Source organism: Dysgonomonas sp. GY617, assembly GCF_015233815.1.
Taxonomy (GTDB): Bacteria; Bacteroidota; Bacteroidia; order Bacteroidales; family Dysgonomonadaceae; genus Dysgonomonas_A.
Map to the genome: position 1 here is coordinate 27450 of NZ_JADCLR010000002.1, position 20848 is coordinate 48297.

20 protein-coding genes and 1 pseudogene are annotated in these 20848 nt (G+C 36.3%); 15 read left to right on the forward strand and 6 right to left on the reverse strand.

Annotated elements, in window-relative coordinates:
* Positions 1-479: 479 nt before the first annotated feature.
* The 14 genes and pseudogenes from IR022_RS03825 to IR022_RS20220 all read left to right on the forward strand — a co-directional run bounded on the left by IR022_RS03825 (position 480) and on the right by IR022_RS20220 (position 10368).
* Complete coding sequence (locus IR022_RS03825) at positions 480-1301, forward strand: helix-turn-helix domain-containing protein (protein WP_194202676.1); 822 nt, start codon at positions 480-482, stop codon at positions 1299-1301.
* A 104-nt stretch (positions 1302-1405) separates the two neighbouring features.
* The gene (locus IR022_RS03830; protein WP_194202677.1) at positions 1406-2227 is read left to right on the forward strand and encodes a helix-turn-helix domain-containing protein; all 822 of its coding nucleotides are present in this window, start codon (positions 1406-1408) and stop codon (positions 2225-2227) included.
* Positions 2228-2352: 125 nt separating this feature from the next.
* Positions 2353-2694 carry a hypothetical protein gene (locus IR022_RS19835; RefSeq protein ID WP_199330257.1) on the forward strand — a complete coding sequence of 114 codons (342 nt, stop codon included), beginning with the start codon at positions 2353-2355 and terminating at the stop codon, positions 2692-2694.
* A gap of 45 nt (positions 2695-2739) precedes the next feature.
* Positions 2740-3039: a dihydrofolate reductase family protein gene (locus tag IR022_RS19840; RefSeq protein WP_317174046.1), complete on the forward strand. Its 300-nt coding sequence runs from the start codon at positions 2740-2742 to the stop codon at positions 3037-3039.
* 120 nt (positions 3040-3159) lie between these two features.
* A complete protein-coding gene (locus IR022_RS03840) occupies positions 3160-3639 on the forward strand; it encodes a cupin domain-containing protein (protein ID WP_410492791.1) in 480 nt (159 codons plus the stop codon).
* A 2-nt stretch (positions 3640-3641) separates the two neighbouring features.
* The gene (locus IR022_RS03845; RefSeq protein ID WP_194202678.1) at positions 3642-4493 is read left to right on the forward strand and encodes an aldo/keto reductase; all 852 of its coding nucleotides are present in this window, start codon (positions 3642-3644) and stop codon (positions 4491-4493) included.
* Between the two features lie 112 nt (positions 4494-4605).
* Entirely contained in the window at positions 4606-5592 is a 987-nt protein-coding gene (locus tag IR022_RS03850) for an aldo/keto reductase (protein ID WP_194202679.1), read from the forward strand.
* A 203-nt stretch (positions 5593-5795) separates the two neighbouring features.
* Positions 5796-6479 (forward strand): annotated as a pseudogene (locus IR022_RS03855) (carboxymuconolactone decarboxylase family protein); the annotation flags it as partial.
* Positions 6480-6502: 23 nt separating this feature from the next.
* Positions 6503-7063 carry a sugar O-acetyltransferase gene (locus IR022_RS03860; protein ID WP_194202681.1) on the forward strand — a complete coding sequence of 187 codons (561 nt, stop codon included), beginning with the start codon at positions 6503-6505 and terminating at the stop codon, positions 7061-7063.
* 98 nt (positions 7064-7161) lie between these two features.
* The gene (locus IR022_RS03865; protein ID WP_194202682.1) at positions 7162-7524 is read left to right on the forward strand and encodes a cyclophilin-like fold protein; all 363 of its coding nucleotides are present in this window, start codon (positions 7162-7164) and stop codon (positions 7522-7524) included.
* Between the two features lie 19 nt (positions 7525-7543).
* Positions 7544-8602 carry an NAD(P)-dependent alcohol dehydrogenase gene (locus tag IR022_RS03870; RefSeq protein ID WP_194202683.1) on the forward strand — a complete coding sequence of 353 codons (1059 nt, stop codon included), beginning with the start codon at positions 7544-7546 and terminating at the stop codon, positions 8600-8602.
* 9 nt (positions 8603-8611) lie between these two features.
* Complete coding sequence (locus tag IR022_RS03875) at positions 8612-9190, forward strand: NAD(P)H-binding protein (protein ID WP_194202684.1); 579 nt, start codon at positions 8612-8614, stop codon at positions 9188-9190.
* Between the two features lie 35 nt (positions 9191-9225).
* Positions 9226-10203, forward strand: coding sequence for an NAD(P)-dependent alcohol dehydrogenase (locus tag IR022_RS03880; protein ID WP_317174041.1), 978 nt, complete (start codon positions 9226-9228; stop codon positions 10201-10203).
* Between the two features lie 27 nt (positions 10204-10230).
* Complete coding sequence (locus IR022_RS20220; RefSeq protein ID WP_317174042.1) at positions 10231-10368, forward strand: hypothetical protein; 138 nt, start codon at positions 10231-10233, stop codon at positions 10366-10368.
* Between the two features lie 79 nt (positions 10369-10447).
* Here the strand turns inward: IR022_RS20220 and IR022_RS03885 are convergent, their stop codons facing one another.
* The gene (locus IR022_RS03885) at positions 10448-11020 is read right to left on the reverse strand and encodes a nucleosidase (RefSeq protein WP_194202685.1); all 573 of its coding nucleotides are present in this window, start codon (positions 11018-11020) and stop codon (positions 10448-10450) included.
* 80 nt (positions 11021-11100) lie between these two features.
* Positions 11101-11808, reverse strand: coding sequence for a DUF1062 domain-containing protein (locus IR022_RS03890; RefSeq protein ID WP_194202686.1), 708 nt, complete (start codon positions 11806-11808; stop codon positions 11101-11103).
* Positions 11809-12350: 542 nt separating this feature from the next.
* Between IR022_RS03890 and IR022_RS03895 the strand changes: the two genes are divergently transcribed.
* Entirely contained in the window at positions 12351-13010 is a 660-nt protein-coding gene (locus IR022_RS03895) for an alpha/beta fold hydrolase (RefSeq protein WP_199330261.1), read from the forward strand.
* Positions 13011-13081: 71 nt separating this feature from the next.
* On the opposite strand, the gene IR022_RS03900 is transcribed toward IR022_RS03895, so the two are convergent.
* From IR022_RS03900 to IR022_RS03915, 4 genes are all read right to left on the reverse strand, one after another.
* Positions 13082-14323, reverse strand: a complete 1242-nt coding sequence (locus IR022_RS03900; protein ID WP_194202687.1) for an MFS transporter — start codon at positions 14321-14323, stop codon at positions 13082-13084.
* Positions 14324-14348: 25 nt separating this feature from the next.
* Complete coding sequence (gene galB / locus IR022_RS03905; RefSeq protein ID WP_194202688.1) at positions 14349-16943, reverse strand: beta-galactosidase GalB; 2595 nt, start codon at positions 16941-16943, stop codon at positions 14349-14351.
* Positions 16944-17026: 83 nt separating this feature from the next.
* Positions 17027-20173 (reverse strand): cyclically-permuted mutarotase family protein, encoded by a 3147-nt coding sequence (locus tag IR022_RS03910; protein ID WP_194202689.1) that lies wholly within the window; start codon positions 20171-20173, stop codon positions 17027-17029.
* An 8-nt stretch (positions 20174-20181) separates the two neighbouring features.
* The gene (locus IR022_RS03915; RefSeq protein ID WP_194202690.1) at positions 20182-20838 is read right to left on the reverse strand and encodes a GDSL-type esterase/lipase family protein; all 657 of its coding nucleotides are present in this window, start codon (positions 20836-20838) and stop codon (positions 20182-20184) included.
* Positions 20839-20848 lie beyond the last annotated feature (10 nt).

The following is a 20848-nucleotide window of genomic DNA, read 5'->3' on the forward strand; positions in this document are numbered from 1 at the left end:
ATCAACACCTAAGAACTGTTTATAAATAACACAAACTTTTACTACATTTCGCGTTATTTCATTGTTTTATTATTAATGTTAATTCCATTTGTATACCCATACCCGTATTATTGTACTTATTGAGGGATGAGAATGTCCAATTTCCTCTGCTACTCTGGTTATTGTACGTGGATTTCCATCAGATAAAATAAAGAAAATAGGAAACTATGTAGCATTAAAATCCATACCATAAAGTTGATATCTTTTCGAAGCGTCTTCGACTATTATATCTGTTAGCATTCGTAGTATATTACCAATAGTCATTATACCTATTTTGTCGAAAAAAAATCCATAGAGTATAATTTATAATGTAATTAAAAAATTATTTTAAATATTGCTTGATTCTATGCATTATTTCACACATACAAGGCTTCTACATTTATTATTTAAATCTTGTTGAGCCAATAAACAAAATACTACATTTGTAAAAAAGATACTTTATGGAATTCGAACGCGATGAATCTCTGACTTTTAGTTACTCCGATGTTTTTTTTAGCTATCTGTTCAATAATGACCGGAAATGTACACCTATGGTAAAAGATCATATGCTTGTATATGTTTACTCAGGAGAGTTAATAGTGGAGCAAAAAAGTAAGAAAACTATAATTCGAGAGGGTGAGTGTGTGTTTCTACGTAGAGATAATCGGGTGAGTTTAACAAAGCAACCCAAAGGAGAAGAACATTTCCAAGCCATCTTTATGATTTTCAATCGTAACTTTCTTCGCGAATTTTATCAGAGTTTTGATAAGAAACGCCTTCCGGATACAAACACCAAAGAATTACCTAGTGTTGTTAAATTACCCCAAACACCTGATATTGCAAGCTTGTTTCAATCTATGACGCCTTATTTCGACTCCTCAGTAAAACCTGCTGATGAATTGATGAAGCTTAAATTGCAAGAAGGAGTATACTCCTTGTTCAATATAGATGAGATGTACTTTCCTATTCTTTTTGATTTTACCGAACCTTGGAAAATAGACATACTCGATTTTTTGGAGGAAAATTATATGTATGATCTTACAATTGAAGAAATAGCTCATTTTACAGGGCGAAGTTTAGCTTCCTTCAAAAGAGATTTTAAAAAAATAAGTACATTGTCTCCCCTAAAGTGGTTAATGGAGAAACGACTGAAAGTAGCACACTATAAAATTCGGAATGAGAATAAAAAGGTGTCAGATGTATATCTCGAAGTAGGTTTTAAAAATTTATCACACTTTTCATCAGCGTTTAAAAAACAGTTTGGGTATTCGCCAACACAATAAATAGTGAGCCATATAGCAAACTATCTTTGAGCCACAGGGAAAAACATTCTCTGTGGCTCTGTCTTTATATTTGCATTGAACTTTGATACTTAATCTTTTCGACGATGGAATTTAATATTAACGAATCAATAACATTTAATTACTCCGATGTGTTTTTTAGCTATTATTTTAATGATGAGCAGATATGTCGGCACATGGTAAAGAACCATACATTAGCCTATGTTTATTCGGGTGAACTACTATTGGTGGAAGGGAAAACGAAGACTAAAGTTCATAAAAGCGAATGTGCTTTTCTGAGGAGAGACAACCGTGTAATTATGACAAAGCAGCCAAAAGGTTCGGAACAATTCAGTGGCATTTTTATGATTTTCAATCGTAATTTCTTACGCGAATTTTATCAGACAATCGATAAAATGCAATTGCCGTTAGAAGTTGAGAAATGTAAGCCTAGTGTGGTAAAGCTTCCTCAAACGGTTGCTATAGCAAGCCTATTCCAATCGATGATACCGTATTTTGACTCGTCAGTAAAACCTGCTGAAGAATTAATGAAACTCAAATTACAGGAAGGTGTATTTTCTCTTCTACAAATAGAGAATAAATTTTACCCTTGCCTTTTTGATTTTACCGAACCTTGGAAAATAGATATACTCGATTTTATGGATAAGAACTATATGTATGACCTTAGTATTGAAGAAATCGCTCATTTTACAGGTCGAAGTCTGGCTTCATTTAAGAGAGATTTTAAAAAAGTAAGCACTTTACCACCTCAAAAATGGTTGATGGAAAAAAGGCTTAAAGCTGCTCAGGATAAATTAAATAATGAACAGAAGAAAGTCTCAGATGTGTATCTGGAGGTAGGCTTCAAAAACCTCTCACATTTTTCGACAGCTTTTAAAAAGCAATTTGGATATTCACCATCAAAATAAGAAAATGAGCTTTATAGAATAATTATTTGAGCCATAAGGAAAAACAGTTCACATTGCTTCCGGCTTACTTTTGTATAGTGAAATTTTAATACAGAAGAATTATGCGTCCTAAAATTATTTGTCATATGATGACATCTGTAGATGGAAAGATTACTGGTCCGTTTTTGGAAACCGAAGCAGCAAGTAATGTGAACGAAGAGTACGAGCGCACAAACGAAATATATAATCCTCAAGCATGGTTATGTGGACGTGTTACGACAGATGAGAACTTTACATTTTACCGCATTCCTGATTTGGATGATAATGCACCCATGGTGCCAGATGGCGATTATGTTGCAATAGATGATGCAGATATGTATTACATTTCGGTGGATGCTTCGGGTAAAATAGGGTGGACATCAAATACACTGCATTATGCAGACAGACCGGTGGCACATATAGTTGAGGTATTGACAGAAGGAGTATGAAATGCTTATCGTGCATTTCTTCGAAAATTCAACATCTCATATATTATTGCAGGAAATGATCGTTTAGATTGCACATTGGCTTCGGAGAAATTAAAAGCACTTTTCGGTATTAAGACTCTTATGTTATCCGGTGGTGGCTACATAAATGGCTCTTTTTTTAATGAAGGATTAATTGATGAGTTGAGTATTGTTATAGCTCCAGTTACAGACAGCTCTTCTGATACGGTGACATTATTTGAAAGAGGGGATTCTTTGCCGGAGAGAATACCTACCGAATTTACACTTAAAAGTGTAGAGGAATTAAAAGGGAATGGCGTGTGGCTTCGTTATATAGTAAAGAACTAATAAGATGTTCAAAAACAATAGCTTTGGCTTGAATGAGGTTATTACACAACTCTCGTTTTTTAGGCAAAATATCTAATAACTAAACTCAACAATACAATGAAACAGTTCGTTATAATAGTAATGGCGTTTACTGCTAGTCTATTTACCTCGTGCAACAATAACACAAAAACAAATAACGATATGGAAACATCCAATAATTTAAAAGCAGATATGATTTTCCCTAAAGGAGATAAGCTTGAAAATAATAATTTTAGTGGAACTGCATGGCTTCAAATGTTAGTTACCAATCAGGAAGCTTTTGATATGACAATTGGTAATGTAACCTTCGAGTCGGGAGTGCGTAATAGTTGGCATTCGCATCCTGGAGGACAGATATTACTTTGTACTGATGGTACAGGTTATTATCAGGAAAAAGGCAAACCTATACAAATACTAAATAAGGGTGATGTAGTTGAAATTCTACCCAATGTGGTGCATTGGCATGGAGCAACTCCCGATTCGGAATTTACTCATATCGCAATCAGTACAAAAATCGGACTAGGACCGGCAGTGTGGCTAGCCCCTGTAACAGATGAGGAGTATAACAGTTTAAAAAAGTAATTATGAAAAATGTTGTATTGAATAATGGAGTAGAAATGCCCATCTTAGGATTTGGTGTTTATCAGATAGAAGATAGTAACGAGTGTGAACAAAGCGTATATGATGCTATTGAGGCAGGATACTGTTCTATTGATACAGCTGCTGTTTATTTAAATGAGGAAGCAGTTGGTAATGCTATAAAAAGGAGTGGGGTTGCAAGAGACGAATTGTTTATTACTACAAAGCTTTGGATTCAGGATATGGGATACGAAAATGCAAAGAAAGCATTCGAAAAGTCTTTATCCAGATTACAATTAGATTATCTGGATCTATATCTTATCCATCAACCATTCGGAGATATATATGGTTCATGGCGTGCTATGGAAGAACTTTATGAAGAAGGCAAAATTCGCGCAATTGGTGTAAGCAATTTTCAACCCGATCGTTTAGTAGACCTTATTCTGAATAACAAGATAGTTCCCGCTGTTAATCAAGTGGAAACAAATCCTTTCTGTCAGCAAATAGAAAGCTCTCGGATCATGAAGGAGAATAATGTTCAGATCGAGTCATGGGCTCCATTTGCTGAGGGGCGAAATAATATGTTCGAAAATGAAGTGTTAGTGTCGCTTGCTCAAAAATATAAAAAATCAGTAGCTCAGATAGTTTTGCGTTGGTTGATACAAAGAGATGTAGTAGTAATTCCTAAGTCGGTGCGTAAAGAAAGAATCATCGAAAATATTGAAATTTTCGATTTTGAACTAGATCAGGCAGATATGGATAAAATAGCAGTATTAGACACAAAGGAAAGCTGTTTCTTCTCTCATCGCGATCCCGAAATGGTAAAATGGCTTAGTACATTAAAGCATGATATCTAAGTATTAAGTGTGCTTTTCTAGAGTAACAAATTTTGTATTTTATACCTGCCAAAGCAAAAATAGGTCTGAGACCTGACATGAACTATACCATTTAAAAAATAAGATTTACACAATGAAAAAAAGAATATTAGGAAGTTCTAATCTCGAAGTTTCTGCTATCGGATTGGGATGTATGGGCATGAGCTATGGCTATGGACCTGCAAAAGATAAAAATGAAATGATTGCTCTGATCCGCAAAGCATTCGATCAGGGTGTTACTTTGTTTGATACAGCTGAAATTTATGGACCATACGTCAATGAAGAATTGGTTGGAGAAGCTCTAGAGCCCATCCGTGATAAGGTTGTGATTGCGACTAAATTTGGATTTAATATTGAAAACGGAAAAGAAACAGGAGTAAATAGCCGCCCTGAGCATATTAAACAAGTAGTTGAAGGATCGCTAAAGCGTCTTAAAACTGAAGTGATAGACTTGTATTATCAACATCGTGTAGATCCTTCTGTGCCTATTGAAGATGTTGCCGGAGCAGTAAAAGACTTAATAGTAGAAGGTAAAGTAAAGCATTGGGGATTGTCCGAAGCTGGCGTAAAAACAATTCGCCGTGCACATGCTGTTCTGCCACTTACAGCTGTTCAAAGCGAATACTCTCTTTGGTGGAGACGTCCAGAAGAAGAATTGCTACCTACACTCGAAGAACTTAAAGTCGGTTTTGTACCGTTCAGCCCGCTAGGAAAAGGGTATCTGACCGGAAGTTTTAATGTTAATTCAAAATTTGAAGGAAATGATTTTCGCAGCGTACTACCTCGTTTTACACAAGAGGCTCTTGAGGCTAATCAAGCTATTGTTGATCTTATAAAACAAATAGCAGATGAGAAAAATGCAACTCCGGCTCAAATAGCATTAGCTTGGTTACTTGCTCAGAAATCATGGATTGTACCTATTCCTGGTACAACAAAACCGCATCGTTTACAAGAGAACCTGGGTGGAGATAATGTAGAATTGACTTTAGAGGATGTGAAGAAGGTTAACGAAGCTAGTTCTAAAATTAATCTGAAAGGAGATCGTTATCCCGAAGAACTCGAAAAAAGAACAGGACTTTAAGCCTTAGATATCTAAAAAGCAGTAAACGCATTAAGGTGATAAATATGAAGATGACAAATGTAATATTAATGACCATTATAGCTACTTTATTGTTTAGTTATGATAATCAATTAAAAGCTCAAAACATGAAATCAGTAATTACAGAGACTGCACATAAGAATCATGAAGAGTTGTTTCCAAATTATGTATCGAAGGTAAAAGTTACCGATTCTGAATTAATTGAAGTATTCGATAATTTTGCCTTTGATGAAATTCTTAGTTATGGAAACTTAGATACCAAAACAAGAGTTATGGCAATTTTGGCATCCACAATCGCCAGTCAAGCTCTTAGTGAATATAAGATGATGCTTGGTGGAGCACTAAATGCGGGGGTAACTCCTATCGAAGCCAAAGAGATTCTTTACCAGTCTGTTCCGTATGTAGGTATTTCGAAAGTACTCGATTTTATACATGCTACGAATGAAGTATTAACTGAAAGAGGTGTAGAGTTACCTTTAAAAGGGCAATCGACCACTACACGCGATACACGATACGAGAAGGGGTTGGCATTACAAAAAGAAATTTTTGGAGAAGAAAGGATTAACAACATGTATAATAATGCACCTAAGAATCAAATTCATATCCAAAAATATTTATCGGCTAATTGCTTTGGTGATTATGTAACTAGAGATGGTCTTGATATTAAAACGCGAGAGCTTTTAACCTTTTCGATGCTTTTATCGTTGGGTGGATGCGAATCTCAATTGAAAGGGCACATCTTAGGAAATGTAAATGTGGGAAATGATAAGGAAACTTTGTTGAGTGTAGTTACACAACTGATTCCCTATGTAGGGTATCCCAGAGCCTTAAACGCAATAGGTTGTTTGAATGAAGTGATACCCGAATAACAATATCGAAAATCTAATTTAGTATGGATATTTTTGAAAGAATGAGAGAGGGTGAATTAATCAGACTAGATGATCCTGATTATCCAAAGGTATATGCAGCTATAATGAGGGCATTTAAAATTACCGGAGAACTCAATTCATCTTATCATACTCCTGATGAAACACGTGTTGTTTTGAGTGAACTTATTGGTGAAAAGATTGATGAATCTACAACCGTGATGCTTCCCTTTTACACTGATTTTGGACAGTTCACCCGTTTAGGGAAAAATGTATTTGTAAATTTTGGATGTGGATTTATGGATAGAGGAGGGATAACAATTGAAGACAATGTCTTGATAGGTCCCCGAGTTAATCTTATCACAGAAAATCATTCGGAAAACCCTCAATTGAGGCAAAATGTTTATTCGAAGCCTATTGTGATAAAGCGCTATGCATGGATAGGTGCTGGAGCTACAATTCTTCCAGGAGTAACTGTCGGAGAGAATGCAATTGTTGCAGCAGGTGCTGTTGTTAGCAAAGATGTTCCTCCCAATACAATAGTGGGGGGAGTTCCTGCTAAGGTTATCAGAGAAATAGAATACTAAAAGTGATGAAAATACTTTTGACCTTTCTGGTATTTTCAATGAGTTGCAGTTTTGTATTATGCGAGACAGAGAATGATAATCAAAATTTACTTGAAAACATGAAACTCAAGATAACAATAGGTGAAAGAATCCTTACAGCTACATTAGTCAATAATCCGACAACAAGAGATTTTATTTCACAGCTCCCATTAACACTAACATTGAGCGACTATGTGCAAGCCGAAAAGGTAAGCGACCTTCCGAAACGCTTGTCAACTAAAGATGCACCTTTAGGTTTCGAACCTACCATTGGTGATTTAACTTATTATTCTCCATGGAATGGTTTGGCAATATTTTATAAAAATAGAGATTATGCAAGAGGTCTTATTCCCATCGCAAGAATTGATGCTGGTGTAGAAGTTTTTAGCATGTCGGATTCAGTAAAAGTTACTATTGATATTATAAAACAAGAAAAAGAATAAATTTAAAAACATTAGAATTATGGACGCAAAGAACACAAAAGCATTTGGTACAGTAGCCAGTGATGCACCTTTAAAAGAAATACATATTCAACGTCGTGAAGTAACACCAAAAGATATAGAAATAGAGATTCTGTATTGTGGTGTTTGCCATTCCGATTTACATACAGCTCGTAACGATTGGGGAGGAAGTGTTTACCCTGTAGTTCCGGGACACGAAATTGTAGGAAAAGTAACCAAAGTAGGGAGTGGAGTTACCAAGCTAAAAGTTGGTGATTTAGCAGCTGTGGGTTGTTTGGTCGATTCATGTAGAGAGTGTGATAGCTGTCAGCATGATTTAGAGCAATATTGTTTGAACGGTTTTACAGGAACATATAACAGCCCTGACAAACATCTACATTTACAGACTTACGGAGGATATTCAGAGAAAGTAGTAGTAGATGAGCATTTCGTATTGAAAGTTCCTGCTAATCTTAATTTAGCAGCTGTTGCCCCCTTATTGTGTGCCGGAATCACTACATGGTCTCCACTTAGACATTGGAATGTAGGAAGAGATAGTAAAGTAGCAGTTGTAGGTTTAGGAGGTTTAGGTCATATGGCAATTAAGTTGGCTAAAGGCTTAGGAGCAGAAGTTACTTTATTCTCAAGAACACCCGAAAAAACTCAGGATGCAAAAGAACTTGGAGCAGATACAGTAGTAATTTCTACAGATGCAGAGCAAATGAAATCGGTAAAGGGTAAATTCGATTTAATTATCGACACTGTTCCATATATCCATGACATTAATCCTTATATCTCAACACTAAACATCAACGGAACGCATGTACTCGTGGGATATTTAGGAGATCTTAATCCGATGTTAAATTCTGTGCCTATGATTATGGGACGTAAATCGGTTGCGGGTTCTGTTATCGGAGGTATTGCCGAAACTCAAGAGATGCTCGATTTCTGTGGAAAGCATAATATTGTATCCGAAATAGAAATTATTAAAATGCAGGATATCAATACTGCTTATGAAAGAATGCTAAAGAGCGATGTGAGATACCGTTTTGTTATCGATATGGCTTCTTTGAAAAAATAAATCAGAAGAATGACTAACGTATTGATAATAGGAGCGGGTGGTGGTATTGCTCAAATCGTAATAGACTTGTTATTAGATAACAAAGATCTTAATTTGACTCTATACCTTCGCAATGCTAAGAAGCTGGTGAATAAAGATCTTTCTAAATGTCGTATTGTTGAGGGCGATGTTATGGATCTCGAGAAACTGAAAGAGGCTACTAAAGGACAAGATATTGTTTATGCTAATCTGGCCGGAGATCTCGAAAATATGGCTAAGAACATTGTCAAAGCGATGAAAGAAACGGGTGGTAAACATCTCATCTTTATAAGCTCGATAGGGATTTATGATACTCCGATAAAATCGGTTTTAGTTCCTTATCGTAAAGCCGCAGATGTGGTTGAAGCTTCGGGGCTTGATTATACGATATTACGTCCGACATGGTTTACTACTACACATGAAGTAGATTATGAAACTACAAGAAAAGGCGAACCAGAGAAAGGTTCGGTTATTTCACGTAAAAGCCTTGCGACTTTAATTACGAAAATTATCGAATCGCCAGAAAAGTATGCTCGAGAGAATTTAGGGGTAAACAAGCCCAACTCTTAATTTCGATTTACAAACTTAGCTTAAAATAAATATTTATGAAGCAGAAATTTATTTTCACATTACTATTCACTATTTTATTTTCGGTCACTTTATCTGCCCAGCATAATCATTCACATGGAGATCGTGTTCCGAGTAAAGGAATGGCAATAATGGATGAGAATGCAGTGTTTGTACCTTTTGATTTTGACAGACATCCCGTAGGTGATAATGATGTATTGATTGAGATTCTTTATTCTGGAATATGTCATAGCGATTTGCATCACGCACGGGGAGATTGGCGAAAAGAAACGTACCCAATGGTCCCCGGACATGAAATTGCGGGACGGGTAACCGAAGTAGGGAAAAGCGTTACTAAATTTAAAGTGGGCGACTATGCAGGCGTAGGCTGTATGGTTAACTCATGCGGTGTATGTGATTATTGTAAAGCAGGCGAAGAGCAATATTGCGAGAATGGACGTGTTTTGACGTATGCCTCAAAGGATATTTTTCATGATAATGAGATGACTCAAGGTGGTTATTCGAACAACATGGTGGTGTCTGAAAAATTTGCGATCAAAATTCCTGAAAATGCTCAGTTAGAGAAAGTAGCTCCATTGCTTTGTGCAGGTATAACAACTTATTCGCCTCTCAAATATACTCATGTGAAAAAAGGAGACAAAGTTGGTGTTGCAGGTTTTGGAGGATTGGGACACATGGCTGTACAATATGCAATTGCTTTTGGTGCAGAAGTAACCGTATTTGATATTACCGAAGATAAAAGACAAGCAGCTTTGGATATGGGAGCAGCAAAATATGTAAATGTGAACAATCCTAAGGAATTAGAAGGCATGAAGAGTATGTTTAATGTGATAATCAGTACCATTCCTGCTAAATATGATCCTCGAATGTATGTCAATATGTTGGAAATTGATGGAGAGTTGGCAGTAGTAGGTCTTCCCGCAACTAAGGATGTTCCGAGTATTGATCTTGCTACATTAGTATTTCAAGGACGTCGTAAGGTTTTTGGTTCATAAATTGGAGGTATCAGAGAAACGCAAGAGATGCTCGACTACTCAGTGAAAAATAATATCTATCCATATGTAGAAATAATTGAACCTTCACAAATTACAGATGCCTATAAAAAGGTAGCTGATGGTGAAGTACGTTTCAGATATGTAATTGATATGTCGAAGCTGTAGTAATTGAGTTTATTCACAAAACAGTAAAAGCCACAAGTGTATTTCTTGTGGCTTTTTTATATTCAGATAAAAGGAGCTTTTATACAGTTTTGTTCCGAAACCAAGCATCTAATCCTATACGGGCATCAGCTAGTTTGTCTTCCCAATGTTTTACTGAGTTTTGACCTATAATATCTGTAATGTATTTAACTGCAATAAAGGGAATATTAAATTCTTCGCAAACAATCGCTTGAGCAAATGCTTCCATATCTACAACATCTCCCTCTATAAATTCGGCTTGCGTAACAAAGCTATCACCAGTGTTGCATACAGCTGTTTGTCCGTTTGAGGATATCCAATCTAGAGCTATTCCGTTTTCGGAAAGTATGGAGTTAAAGTCTATTTCAAACTCAACTCCCGGAAGTTTTACAGACTGAAAGTCTCTGTCAATAAAGCGTCGACAAACAAACACATCTCCAATAGCATGGTTTAGCGTCCCTGCTGTTCCCATATTCAATACAAAATCAGGACGCTTTTCGCAAATAGCCTCCGTCAGTTTCATCGCAGCTTTGGCTTTTCCAATTCCAGTTAAAGCATATCTTATTTTATAGCCTTCGAGAGTTATGGGCATAAACTCATCTTTTACAGCATAAGTGATCAAAATTTCTTTCATTTCTAATAAGTATATATAGATACGACTCCTTTTTTTATATGGAGTAAAGGTATAAATTAAAATACTAAGAAGATAAAACCTCATGCATTCGGGATTGAAGCCTCTTCATCCTTTTGTTTTTCGAAGTATGCTTTTAATCTCGCGCGATGTACTGTAACTACAATTCCATCTTTAACCTTACATTTATTTACAGATCCCAAGGGTAGAATAGTTATTACATCTGCACTCAACAGTTTCTCTAATTGGTTTAATGAAATGGTGAAACATCTTCTAATAACTGAGGTTAATTTCAGGTTGAGATTTATATTGGCTTTTATTTCAAATTCAATTAACTCTTCTTCCATATTCGATATATCTTCAAGCATAATGTCTTCATGAATTATCTCATACTCGATATTACTGTAATCAAGTTCCATGCTATTCTTTCTTATCGTTTCAGGATCGAAAGCATATTGCCAAGCTGTATTTTCATCATTCATACTGAACTTTTGAAACAACTCTTTGTTGATAAGTTCGGGCTTTGTTCGAGAGAGAATTGTCATATTACATGTATTATCGCATTTTACGCATCTGTAAATCAGCCATACATCAATGCTCTTTTTTTGAGAGTTTAGCCTGAATTTATTGCTGCAATAATAAAGGTTGCTACTTCTACATTTACTGCATTTTCTCTTAAATAAGGGAGTACTTGTTGGTCTCACTTCCCATGTGAAATTTTTAACTGCTTTTTTATTTGTCTTTAATTCTTTTGAATTAGTCTGCTTAATATCTTTTTCGGAATTTTCCATTTGCATTTGATGCATGTATGAATCAATCGCCCCATCGTATTGAAATGGTCAAAAGATTCGGTAATAGTTAAGCGATAGCCTTTCAAAAAGGATATCGTAAACTGATAATAAATTTTAATAATGAAAAACTCATTTGAGCTGAATTACCCAAATGAAAAATATATTAGCCTGTGGTATTAAAGGCTAATGTTAAGCAGTAATATATAAGAGAATTATTCTCAAAGCACGTATGTTTATAATTTCGTGTACAAATATATAATTTTTCTTTTGAGGATATTCATGCTAAAGGATAAAGAGTGGAACTATCTTTTGGGGCGAATAGCGTTCGCCTCTACGGCCAAGAATAGAAAAGTCTGTGGTCTTAGACTCTAAAATTTTGAAAAATATAGTTACTTTTATTTCTTGCTTATAAATAATCGCTATAATGCGATTTATAAATAGATGAATAAAATTAAAGCCTCGCCAACTATCCTAGGTATAGAAGATTAAGGGCTGTCGCTATACTTACCCTAGCAATAAAGGTTTGAAACCTTAATTATTTTATGATGAATATAGATGTCAATAATATTACACTGAATTATACTAAATTAGGTAAAGGTAATCCTATTATCCTATTACATGGCAATGGAGAAGATCTTCATATTTTTGATCCTTTAGTTGATAGGTTGAAACTTCATTTTACCGTATATGCTGTGGATAGTAGAAATCATGGTGACAGCACTAAAACCAAAGACTGGACTTATGAAGCAATGGCTGAGGATATTTTTCAATTGATTGAAAAACTACAACTGAAAAAGGTCTCGATAGTCGGTTTCAGCGATGGTGCAATTATTGCTTTATTATTGGCTATAAAGCATCGTAATTTATTCTATAAGATGGTACTTCTCGGAGTTAATCTAAAACCAACAGATTTTAAGAAGAATATATATAAATCTCTAGTTGATGAATATGAGAAAACTCAAGATCCTTTAGTCAAAATGATGTTAGAGCAGCCAAATATAGAATTAGAAGAATTAAAAAATATAGAGACTCCAACATTAGTTGTTTCAGCAGAACACGAATTGTTTTATCGGAAAGGTTTCAAAGATATGGTGAAGATAATGCCAAATGCGAAATTGAAAATTATGAAAAATCATGACCATGGCAGTTATATTATAAATGAGGCTATTTTATATCCTGATTTGATGGAATTTATTGAATAGTTTACATCTTTTATATAAATAGCAAGCGCCTGATATCTCCAAATATCAGGCGCTTACTTATATGTGACTTTTTATGATTCTTCCATATTAGCAACTTTGGGTTTTAAGAATAACAATTGAACGCAAAGCACTATAAACACAAGAATACTCAACATGGCGAAGTCAGTTCCAAGAGTTCCCGAATCGGTTGATTTACCTAGGAGATTGGTGATAAATGCTCCTGCAAATACACCCGTCATATTCATGATACCATAAACAGTACCTCGATATTTGGACGATACAAACTGACAAAGTATAGGCATATTATTAGCATCAAACATTCCATATCCGAAGCCGAAGCATAAAGCTCCTCCGATAATCATAGGTAAATTATGACCGAATCCTAAGAAAAGCAAAGAAGGTATAGTCAATCCCAATCCTATTGCACCCGTATAGATACGTCCTTTTATATTCTTTTGTACCCATTTGTCGGATAATATTCCTCCAAGAATAACCCCAATAAAAGAAGATACAGCTATGGTAATAGTAGACATAGGACCGGCGTGTGCCATATCAATCGACAGATTCGATGAAAATAGGGTAGGGAGCCAGTTCTTAGTTGCCCAACCTGGTAAACTGGGGGTTGCAAAATATAATAAAATAACCCAGAACCATACATTTGCAGCTAGCATAGTCAGCCCCTTGAATATGGGTATCCTTTCTGTTGGCTTCTCTGTTTTTACGGGTTGTTCTACGGTTTTCTTATCTCTAAGGAAAAGAATTAGTATAATGCTATATATAACACCAACGATACCAAACCAATGAAAGGTTGCTTCCCATGAGTATGCTTTTGCTACAGTTGCACCAAAACCGCCAATTGCCTGACCTGTATATAAGCCCGTCATATGTATACCAACTGCTAAAGATCGGGTTTTATTGGAATGAAAATCGGCGATTAACGATAGTCCCGCAGGAATATAAAGAGCTTCGCTCAATCCCATTAATGCTCTGAGGGCATACAGTTGATCGAAGCTGGTAGCATATCCCATCAAGAGTGTAACTAGAGACCATACAAAAAGGCTACTTACTATTAGCCATTTGCGGCTAATCTTGTCGGCTATTATTCCTGCAACAGGGCTCATTAGTCCGTAAGTCCATAAGAATATCGCCATCAGACGACCGAAGTTTGCAGCCGATTCTAATTCCGTAATATCTATCATCATGGCATCTCGCATGGTCGATAGCATCTGCCTATCCATATAGTTTAGCAGTGCAACAACCCATAGCAATGCCACGACAACCCATGGGTAGATTGTTCTATTTTCTAATTTCATAGTTTTAAATAGTGTTTAATCGACTCTAATCTATCGATTTAAGGTTTATAGTCTCATTTTTCAGTCCTTCTGAAATAGCTTTTAATTGAATATTGCCCGTTTGTCCTTTTATGGAACGAATAATAACAAGGCATTTACCATTAAAAGCTTTTATATTTTTATTCTGAAAAGGTTCATGACTGGTAGGGTCTCCATTATCAGTGGCAACTATTTCTCCATTTCCAGATAATTCAAATTGTACCAGATTGTTAGCTCGAGGTACAAAAATACCATCTTTATCTTTGATTTCTACAGTTACATATATCAAGTCCTGCCCATCGGCTTTCATTGTGTTTCTATCAGCTTCCACTTTTAATTGATAAGCATCTCCACTGGTTTTTATTTTATCGGATGCCCATACTTTATTGTCTTTGTATGCAATAACTTCAATAACACCTGGTTCGTAAACCACATCATCCCATCGCAAACGATATTCGTATTCTCCTTTTGTCTTTTTACCTAATGACTTTCCATTCAGAAATAATTCTGCTGAATCGCCCGAAGTATATACATGAACGGGTGTTACTTGACCTATTCTTTCAGACCAATTCCAATGTGGAAGAATATGAGCCATAGGAAGATCGGGGCGCCAGCGTGCCTGATAGATATAAAAACGGTCTTTCTTGAAGCCAGCTAAATCTACAATTCCAAAATAAGAACTACGAGAAGGTACTTCTATTTTGCCCATTTCTTTTAGAGCTTGTTCGGCTTTAGCACGTTCAATAGGGTCATGATAATTTGTTAGAACGGTCAAGTCTCTGGTGAATGGGGTAGGTTCTCCCAGATAGTCAAATCCAGTCCATACAAACTCACCGGCATTAGCTTTAGCCTGATCTTGTCCCTTAAACTCAGTATCGGGAGGTGATGCCCAATCGGGAGCATATAGATCGTAAGAACTCATTTGGAATCCTATTTTACCTCCGCTTTTATCATCGTCTACGGGGAATAGATATTCGCCACGAGTGCTTATACATGATGCTGTTTCGCTTCCATAGAATGGAATGTTTGGACGATCTGCACTAAATTTAGAATATAGATGAGGCTTATAATTAAAGCCGAATATATCTGTTGTATTTTCAAAACCGTTGAAGGCTGCATTCGGATTGTCGCATCCTATTGTTGCCGGACGGCTTGGGTCTTCTTCGTGAACAATAGAAGTAAGGAGATTAGAAATGCGAATACCATCGGCAGAGCCTTGTTCGCCTACTTCATTTCCTGTACTCCACATGATTATACTCGGGTGATTTCTGTCACGTTGCATAAATGCTCTTAGGTCTTGTTCATGCCAATCGTTAAATAAGATAGCATAGCCGTTCTTCTTTTTAGGAACTACCCATGTATCTATAAATTCGTCTATAACAAGAAATCCCATTTTGTCGCATAGATCGAGCATTTCGGGTGCAGGTGGATTGTGTGACGTACGGATGGCGTTTACACCCATTTCTTGAAGAATTTCCAACTGACGTTCCATAGCTCGGTAGTTAAAAGCTGCACCTAATGCTCCTAAATCGTGGTGCATACATACACCTTGCAGTCTAACGCGTCTGCCATTCAGGTGAAAACCATTGTTTGCTTTAAACTCAATGGTTCTTACTCCAAAAACAGTATTGTATGTATCTATTGCTTTTCCGTTTTTTTGTAGTGTGATTGATGCTACATACAGATGAGGATTATCTATATCCCAAAAAATAGGCTGTTTTAAAGTCAGCGATTTTTCAAGTTGGCTCTCTTTACCCGATAGTTTTAGAGGGGTATTATCAATAATAAGAGGCTTTCCTGTTGGATTACCTTGTTTGTCTACATTGTATATTTTGGTTTTTACATTTATCTGATCTTTTGCCGAGTTAACATTATCTATGTTCATCTTCAGATTCAAAGTGGCTTTCTCTTTACTGATATCTGTGGCTGTAATAAATGTACCCCATTGAGCAATACTTATGGGATTGGTCTTAGTTAGCCAAATATTGCGATAGATACCTCCTCCGGGATACCATCGGGAAGATTCATCGGGATTGTCGAGACGTATTGCAATCACATTTTTTTCTCCTGCTTTAATATAGGGAGTCAAATCTATACGGTAAGATGCATAGCCATAAGGCCAGCCTCCAACAAAATGTCCATTACACCAAATTGTAGAAAAAGACATGGCTCCGTCTACATCCAGATAAAATTGTTTTCCTGCATCAGATGCATTTATGTCTAAACTTTTGCGATACCACGATACTCCGAACCACGGTAATTTGGCTGTTTCTCCGGGGTATTCCTGTACAAACGGACCTTCGATTCCCCAATCGTGAGGAAGGTTCAATTGTCTCCAACTACTGTCATCATAAGCATATTGGGCGTACTTTCCACCATCAAGGTTTGCTGTTGGTTTTTGTGGCTTATTTGATTTTACAAGGAATTTATTTCCCGAAGGAAGAACCCATTGTTTTATTTTTTCATAGTCGAGCGTGTGATTTATTTCAGTAGAGTCGAGTTTCTTGAATCGCCAACCTTCATTAAGTAATACTCTATCTCTGGACGAAAGATTCTGTCCAAGAAATAAAAGACAAATAATTAATAGATAGTAATGTTTCATATGGTATGTTTAAGTAAATGACAATTTTAAGTAATCTGCTTTAGAGTTCTATTTCTGTTACGACTTACAAAGTAGCTGTAATCTTAGTTAATAGTAATACAATTTACTTCTGCTGTACGGATTCCCGGTTTCAATTCACCACAGACAATATAGATTTTGTTTTTCCAGATAGCAACGCCTGCTCCTGCACGAGCCAATTGTGGAAACTCGCCGAGCGTTTCCCAATTATTGGTTTTGAGATCGAGTGATATCAATTCTGTTTCGAATTTATACCAGCTAATCTCTTGGCTCATGTATTCTTTTCCTACTAGTTTAAGAGAATCAGCCAATGCAGTATCTCCACTTTCTTGTGCTTCTTTAGTTTTCTTGATCCGTTTTAATGCCGATGAAAAAAGGTCGTAATTAACTCCTCCCATAAATAGAATCTGATCTGCTTTATAGGGAACTCCGGCTGCACCAACAAGTGTTTTTATGGCGTTATTTTCTGCATTAATTTCAGAAACTGTATCCCATTGTTTTTTCTCAGGGTTATATCTTATTACGTCTATAAAAACTTTAGCCTCTGCTTCATCATAACCTCCTGCAACAAATAGCTGACCATTTTGCGCAACTACAACGGGTTGTTGGCGCTCATAGTCTGTTGGTATTGTAATTTGTGTCCATCCATTTTCTAATTTCTCTAAATCAAGAGTAAAGATGAATCCTTTTGTTTTGCTACTGCTTACCCCTCCCGTAACATATATTGTTGAGCCGATAAGGGATGCACCTCCGTTGAAAAGACCTGTTGGTAATTGAGGTAGTTCTGTAAAGATAATAGAATCTACGTCATACTTAATAAGGGTTACGTTAGTTAACGAACCGTCTTTGTTTTGTCCACCAATACAAACCAGTCCTTTGGGTGTGGAGACAGAAGCTCCGTATGCAGCTTCGTAGGGAAGTGCTTCGCATTTTATCCATGATGTATTCGTTGAATTATCGGATATGTCAAGCACAAAAACGTCATTGTAAAATGCTTTTACACCTCCTTGTGATGCAGGTGTTTCGGGGAAATTACACCCTCCGACAATAATTAATTTGTCTTCGTAGATTCCGGTAAAGGGAGCTGATACTCCTCCTTGAATAGGTAGGTCGGGTAGTGGTTTACAATTTGCAATTGTTTTCATATCGTTTTCGGTTTTAAAAGTTGAAGCAGGCAGATTGGCTTTATTCACTAGGTTTGCACGTGTAAAAGGTTGCCATCCATAGCGTACATATTGTGGTGATTTGATATCTTTAGACCACACTTTAATCGTATTATTTTCAACTATAGCTTTGGCTGGAAAATAAAGTCCTTCTATTTCGGCTATTTCAAATGTTTGTAGTTCTTTTCCATCTGAAGAATGCATTCCATCTGAGTAATCAAAAGAAATATATGCGGCTCCATTTTTGAACGTTACCGATCTGTAAATAGGTCCCGATGGAATTATATTTTTTCGATTGTAAGTATTATATAGAGCTTGAAAAGCAAGTCTTTCACCTATTGGTTTTTTATTTCTTGGATGCACATCTAGCGAATCACCTTTGTCGCTCGATACAACCATATGTATATTAGGTATTTTATCCATCAATCTACGTTGCGAATCTCTGAACCAAGTCCATGAAGGTCGGTTGAGGCTCGATAACTGAACGTAATAAACGGGTAGTTGAGTATTGTTCCAATTCTTACGCCAACTCTCGGTTAAGAGCGGAAATAATTTCTCATGTGTTTCTATATTGTGAGCATTAGATTCTCCCTGATACCAAATGACACCCTTAATAGAATATTGTTCTAATGGAATAATACCCGCTTCAAAGAGATAGCATGGTTCGTATGGGTGACGCTGCAATTTATTTTCGGCTTGTTTTATATTCAAAGACGCTCGTTCTCTTACCCAATCTTGTATGAAATCGTTTTTTGTCCAATCACTTAGTATATCGGGGAACTCATATTCCAGAGTGTGCCTGTCTATCCACGATTCTGTTGGAGAGCCACCTACGGAGTTATGTATTAATCCGATTGGTACTTTTAAACTGTCTGCCAACGCCTTTCCGAAATAATAGGCTATGGCGGAAAAATTGACAACATTGTCGCTTGTGCAAATATTCCAATGAGTAGTTTTGTAATATTCTAAGTTATTGATTGAGTCGAGAACACTTTTGTCCCATTCAACAGCATTAGTGTTCCAGCGGGGTTTCATGTCAAACAATCGAATTAAATTGTTATTTGTATTTTTAGTGCTCTCGTTTCCCGAAATATCTTCGTTAAGCATGAATGCCATATTAGATTGTCCAGAACAGAGCCATACTTCGCCTACCATTACATTCGTATACTGTAAAGAACGTTTTTCAGTGGTTATCTTTAAATTGTAAGGACCACCTGCTACCATAGGGTCAAGCGTTATCGACCACTTGCCGTCTGCTTGAGTTGTAGTTATTCTATCTTGTCCGTCTATTTGTATCCTTACTTCTTCTCCTGCATCTGCAATTCCTTTTATTTTGAGAGGAATGTTGCGCTGAAGAACCATATTATCCGAATATATTACTGGCATCTGTAGACCTCCATAATCACCCGTAAGTGCAGAATAGACTGTTTGAGCTAAGATGCCTGCACCTTCGATATTAGGATGAAGTGCATCGGGTAATAAATGTGGGAGGTTATATAATTTTGCTTGTAAATCGATAAGTCCTACATTCGAATAGCTTGCTATCCGTTCTATTGTATTTTGTATTTCTTGGTACCAATCTCGTGTGCCCGATCGGAAACGGGGATGACTGTCTCCAATGGGGGATAGACCGCATATCCATATTTTACTATGTGGATTTACCTTTCTAAAAGAGTCAATCAGATTTATATAATCTCTAAAAAAGTTGTCTTTGTAATTTGGCCAGTTACGCGGATCTGTATCATTGAGTCCCAAATGAATGATAACTATATCAGCAGCATAATCAAGTGCATCCTGATAAACTTGTTGTTTTATGTAAGGTTTATGTCCTTTGCTGAGATGTGTAGCTCCACTATATCCAAAATTTCGGACTTCGTATTTACCGCCCAACATCTGTTGTAACTGATATGGATAAGCATTCTTTTCCCTTTCGGGCAATAGGGCGCCGTATGTCACACTATTACCAATGCAACTTATTTTTATTTTAGTCTGTGCATATTGTGACAGGCTAAAAAGGACGAAAAGGAATAGAACTAAAGTTTTTTTCATCGCTTTGCTTATTCGTTTACATAAGGCAGTATTATTTTATGCCACAATATATAACCTGCTCCCAATAGGTGTAAACCATCGTTGGTATAGGCTGGGTTCATTTTATCCGTATTATTTTCTTTAAAAAGTGAATACAGATCTATATATCTAATATTGTGTGTAGTTGCTATGTCACACAATCTGGTATTTACTTCTTTTATTACTTCTGGTTTCATATGACCTTGAAACATCCCAAAATCAGGATTCACAGGTAATATACTTTGTATATAAATTCGCGTTGATGGCGATTCTTCTTTTATTTTGTCTATAATCCGTTCAAAATTCATCGTGATAGAATCTGCTGTCGTACCTCTTGCAATATCATTAATGCCTATCATTAAAAATATTTTGGCAGGCTTGTTTTTTGTTATCATTTCAAGTCGATCATAGACTCCAGCGGCAATGTCTCCACTAATGCCTCTGTTCTTAAGTTTATCATTATTGAACAGTTCTGCCCACTCAGCACCGTTTGTAATACTATTTCCCAGAAAAATAATATCGTGCGGCGATATGGATAGTTCTTCAAACAGTGAAGTTCTTTGTTCATAAAACGTAGAATACTTACGCTGTTGGGCAAAACCATTCAAAGAGAGAAAAATACATATAAAAATAATCGTGTTTTTCATAAATAGAAGA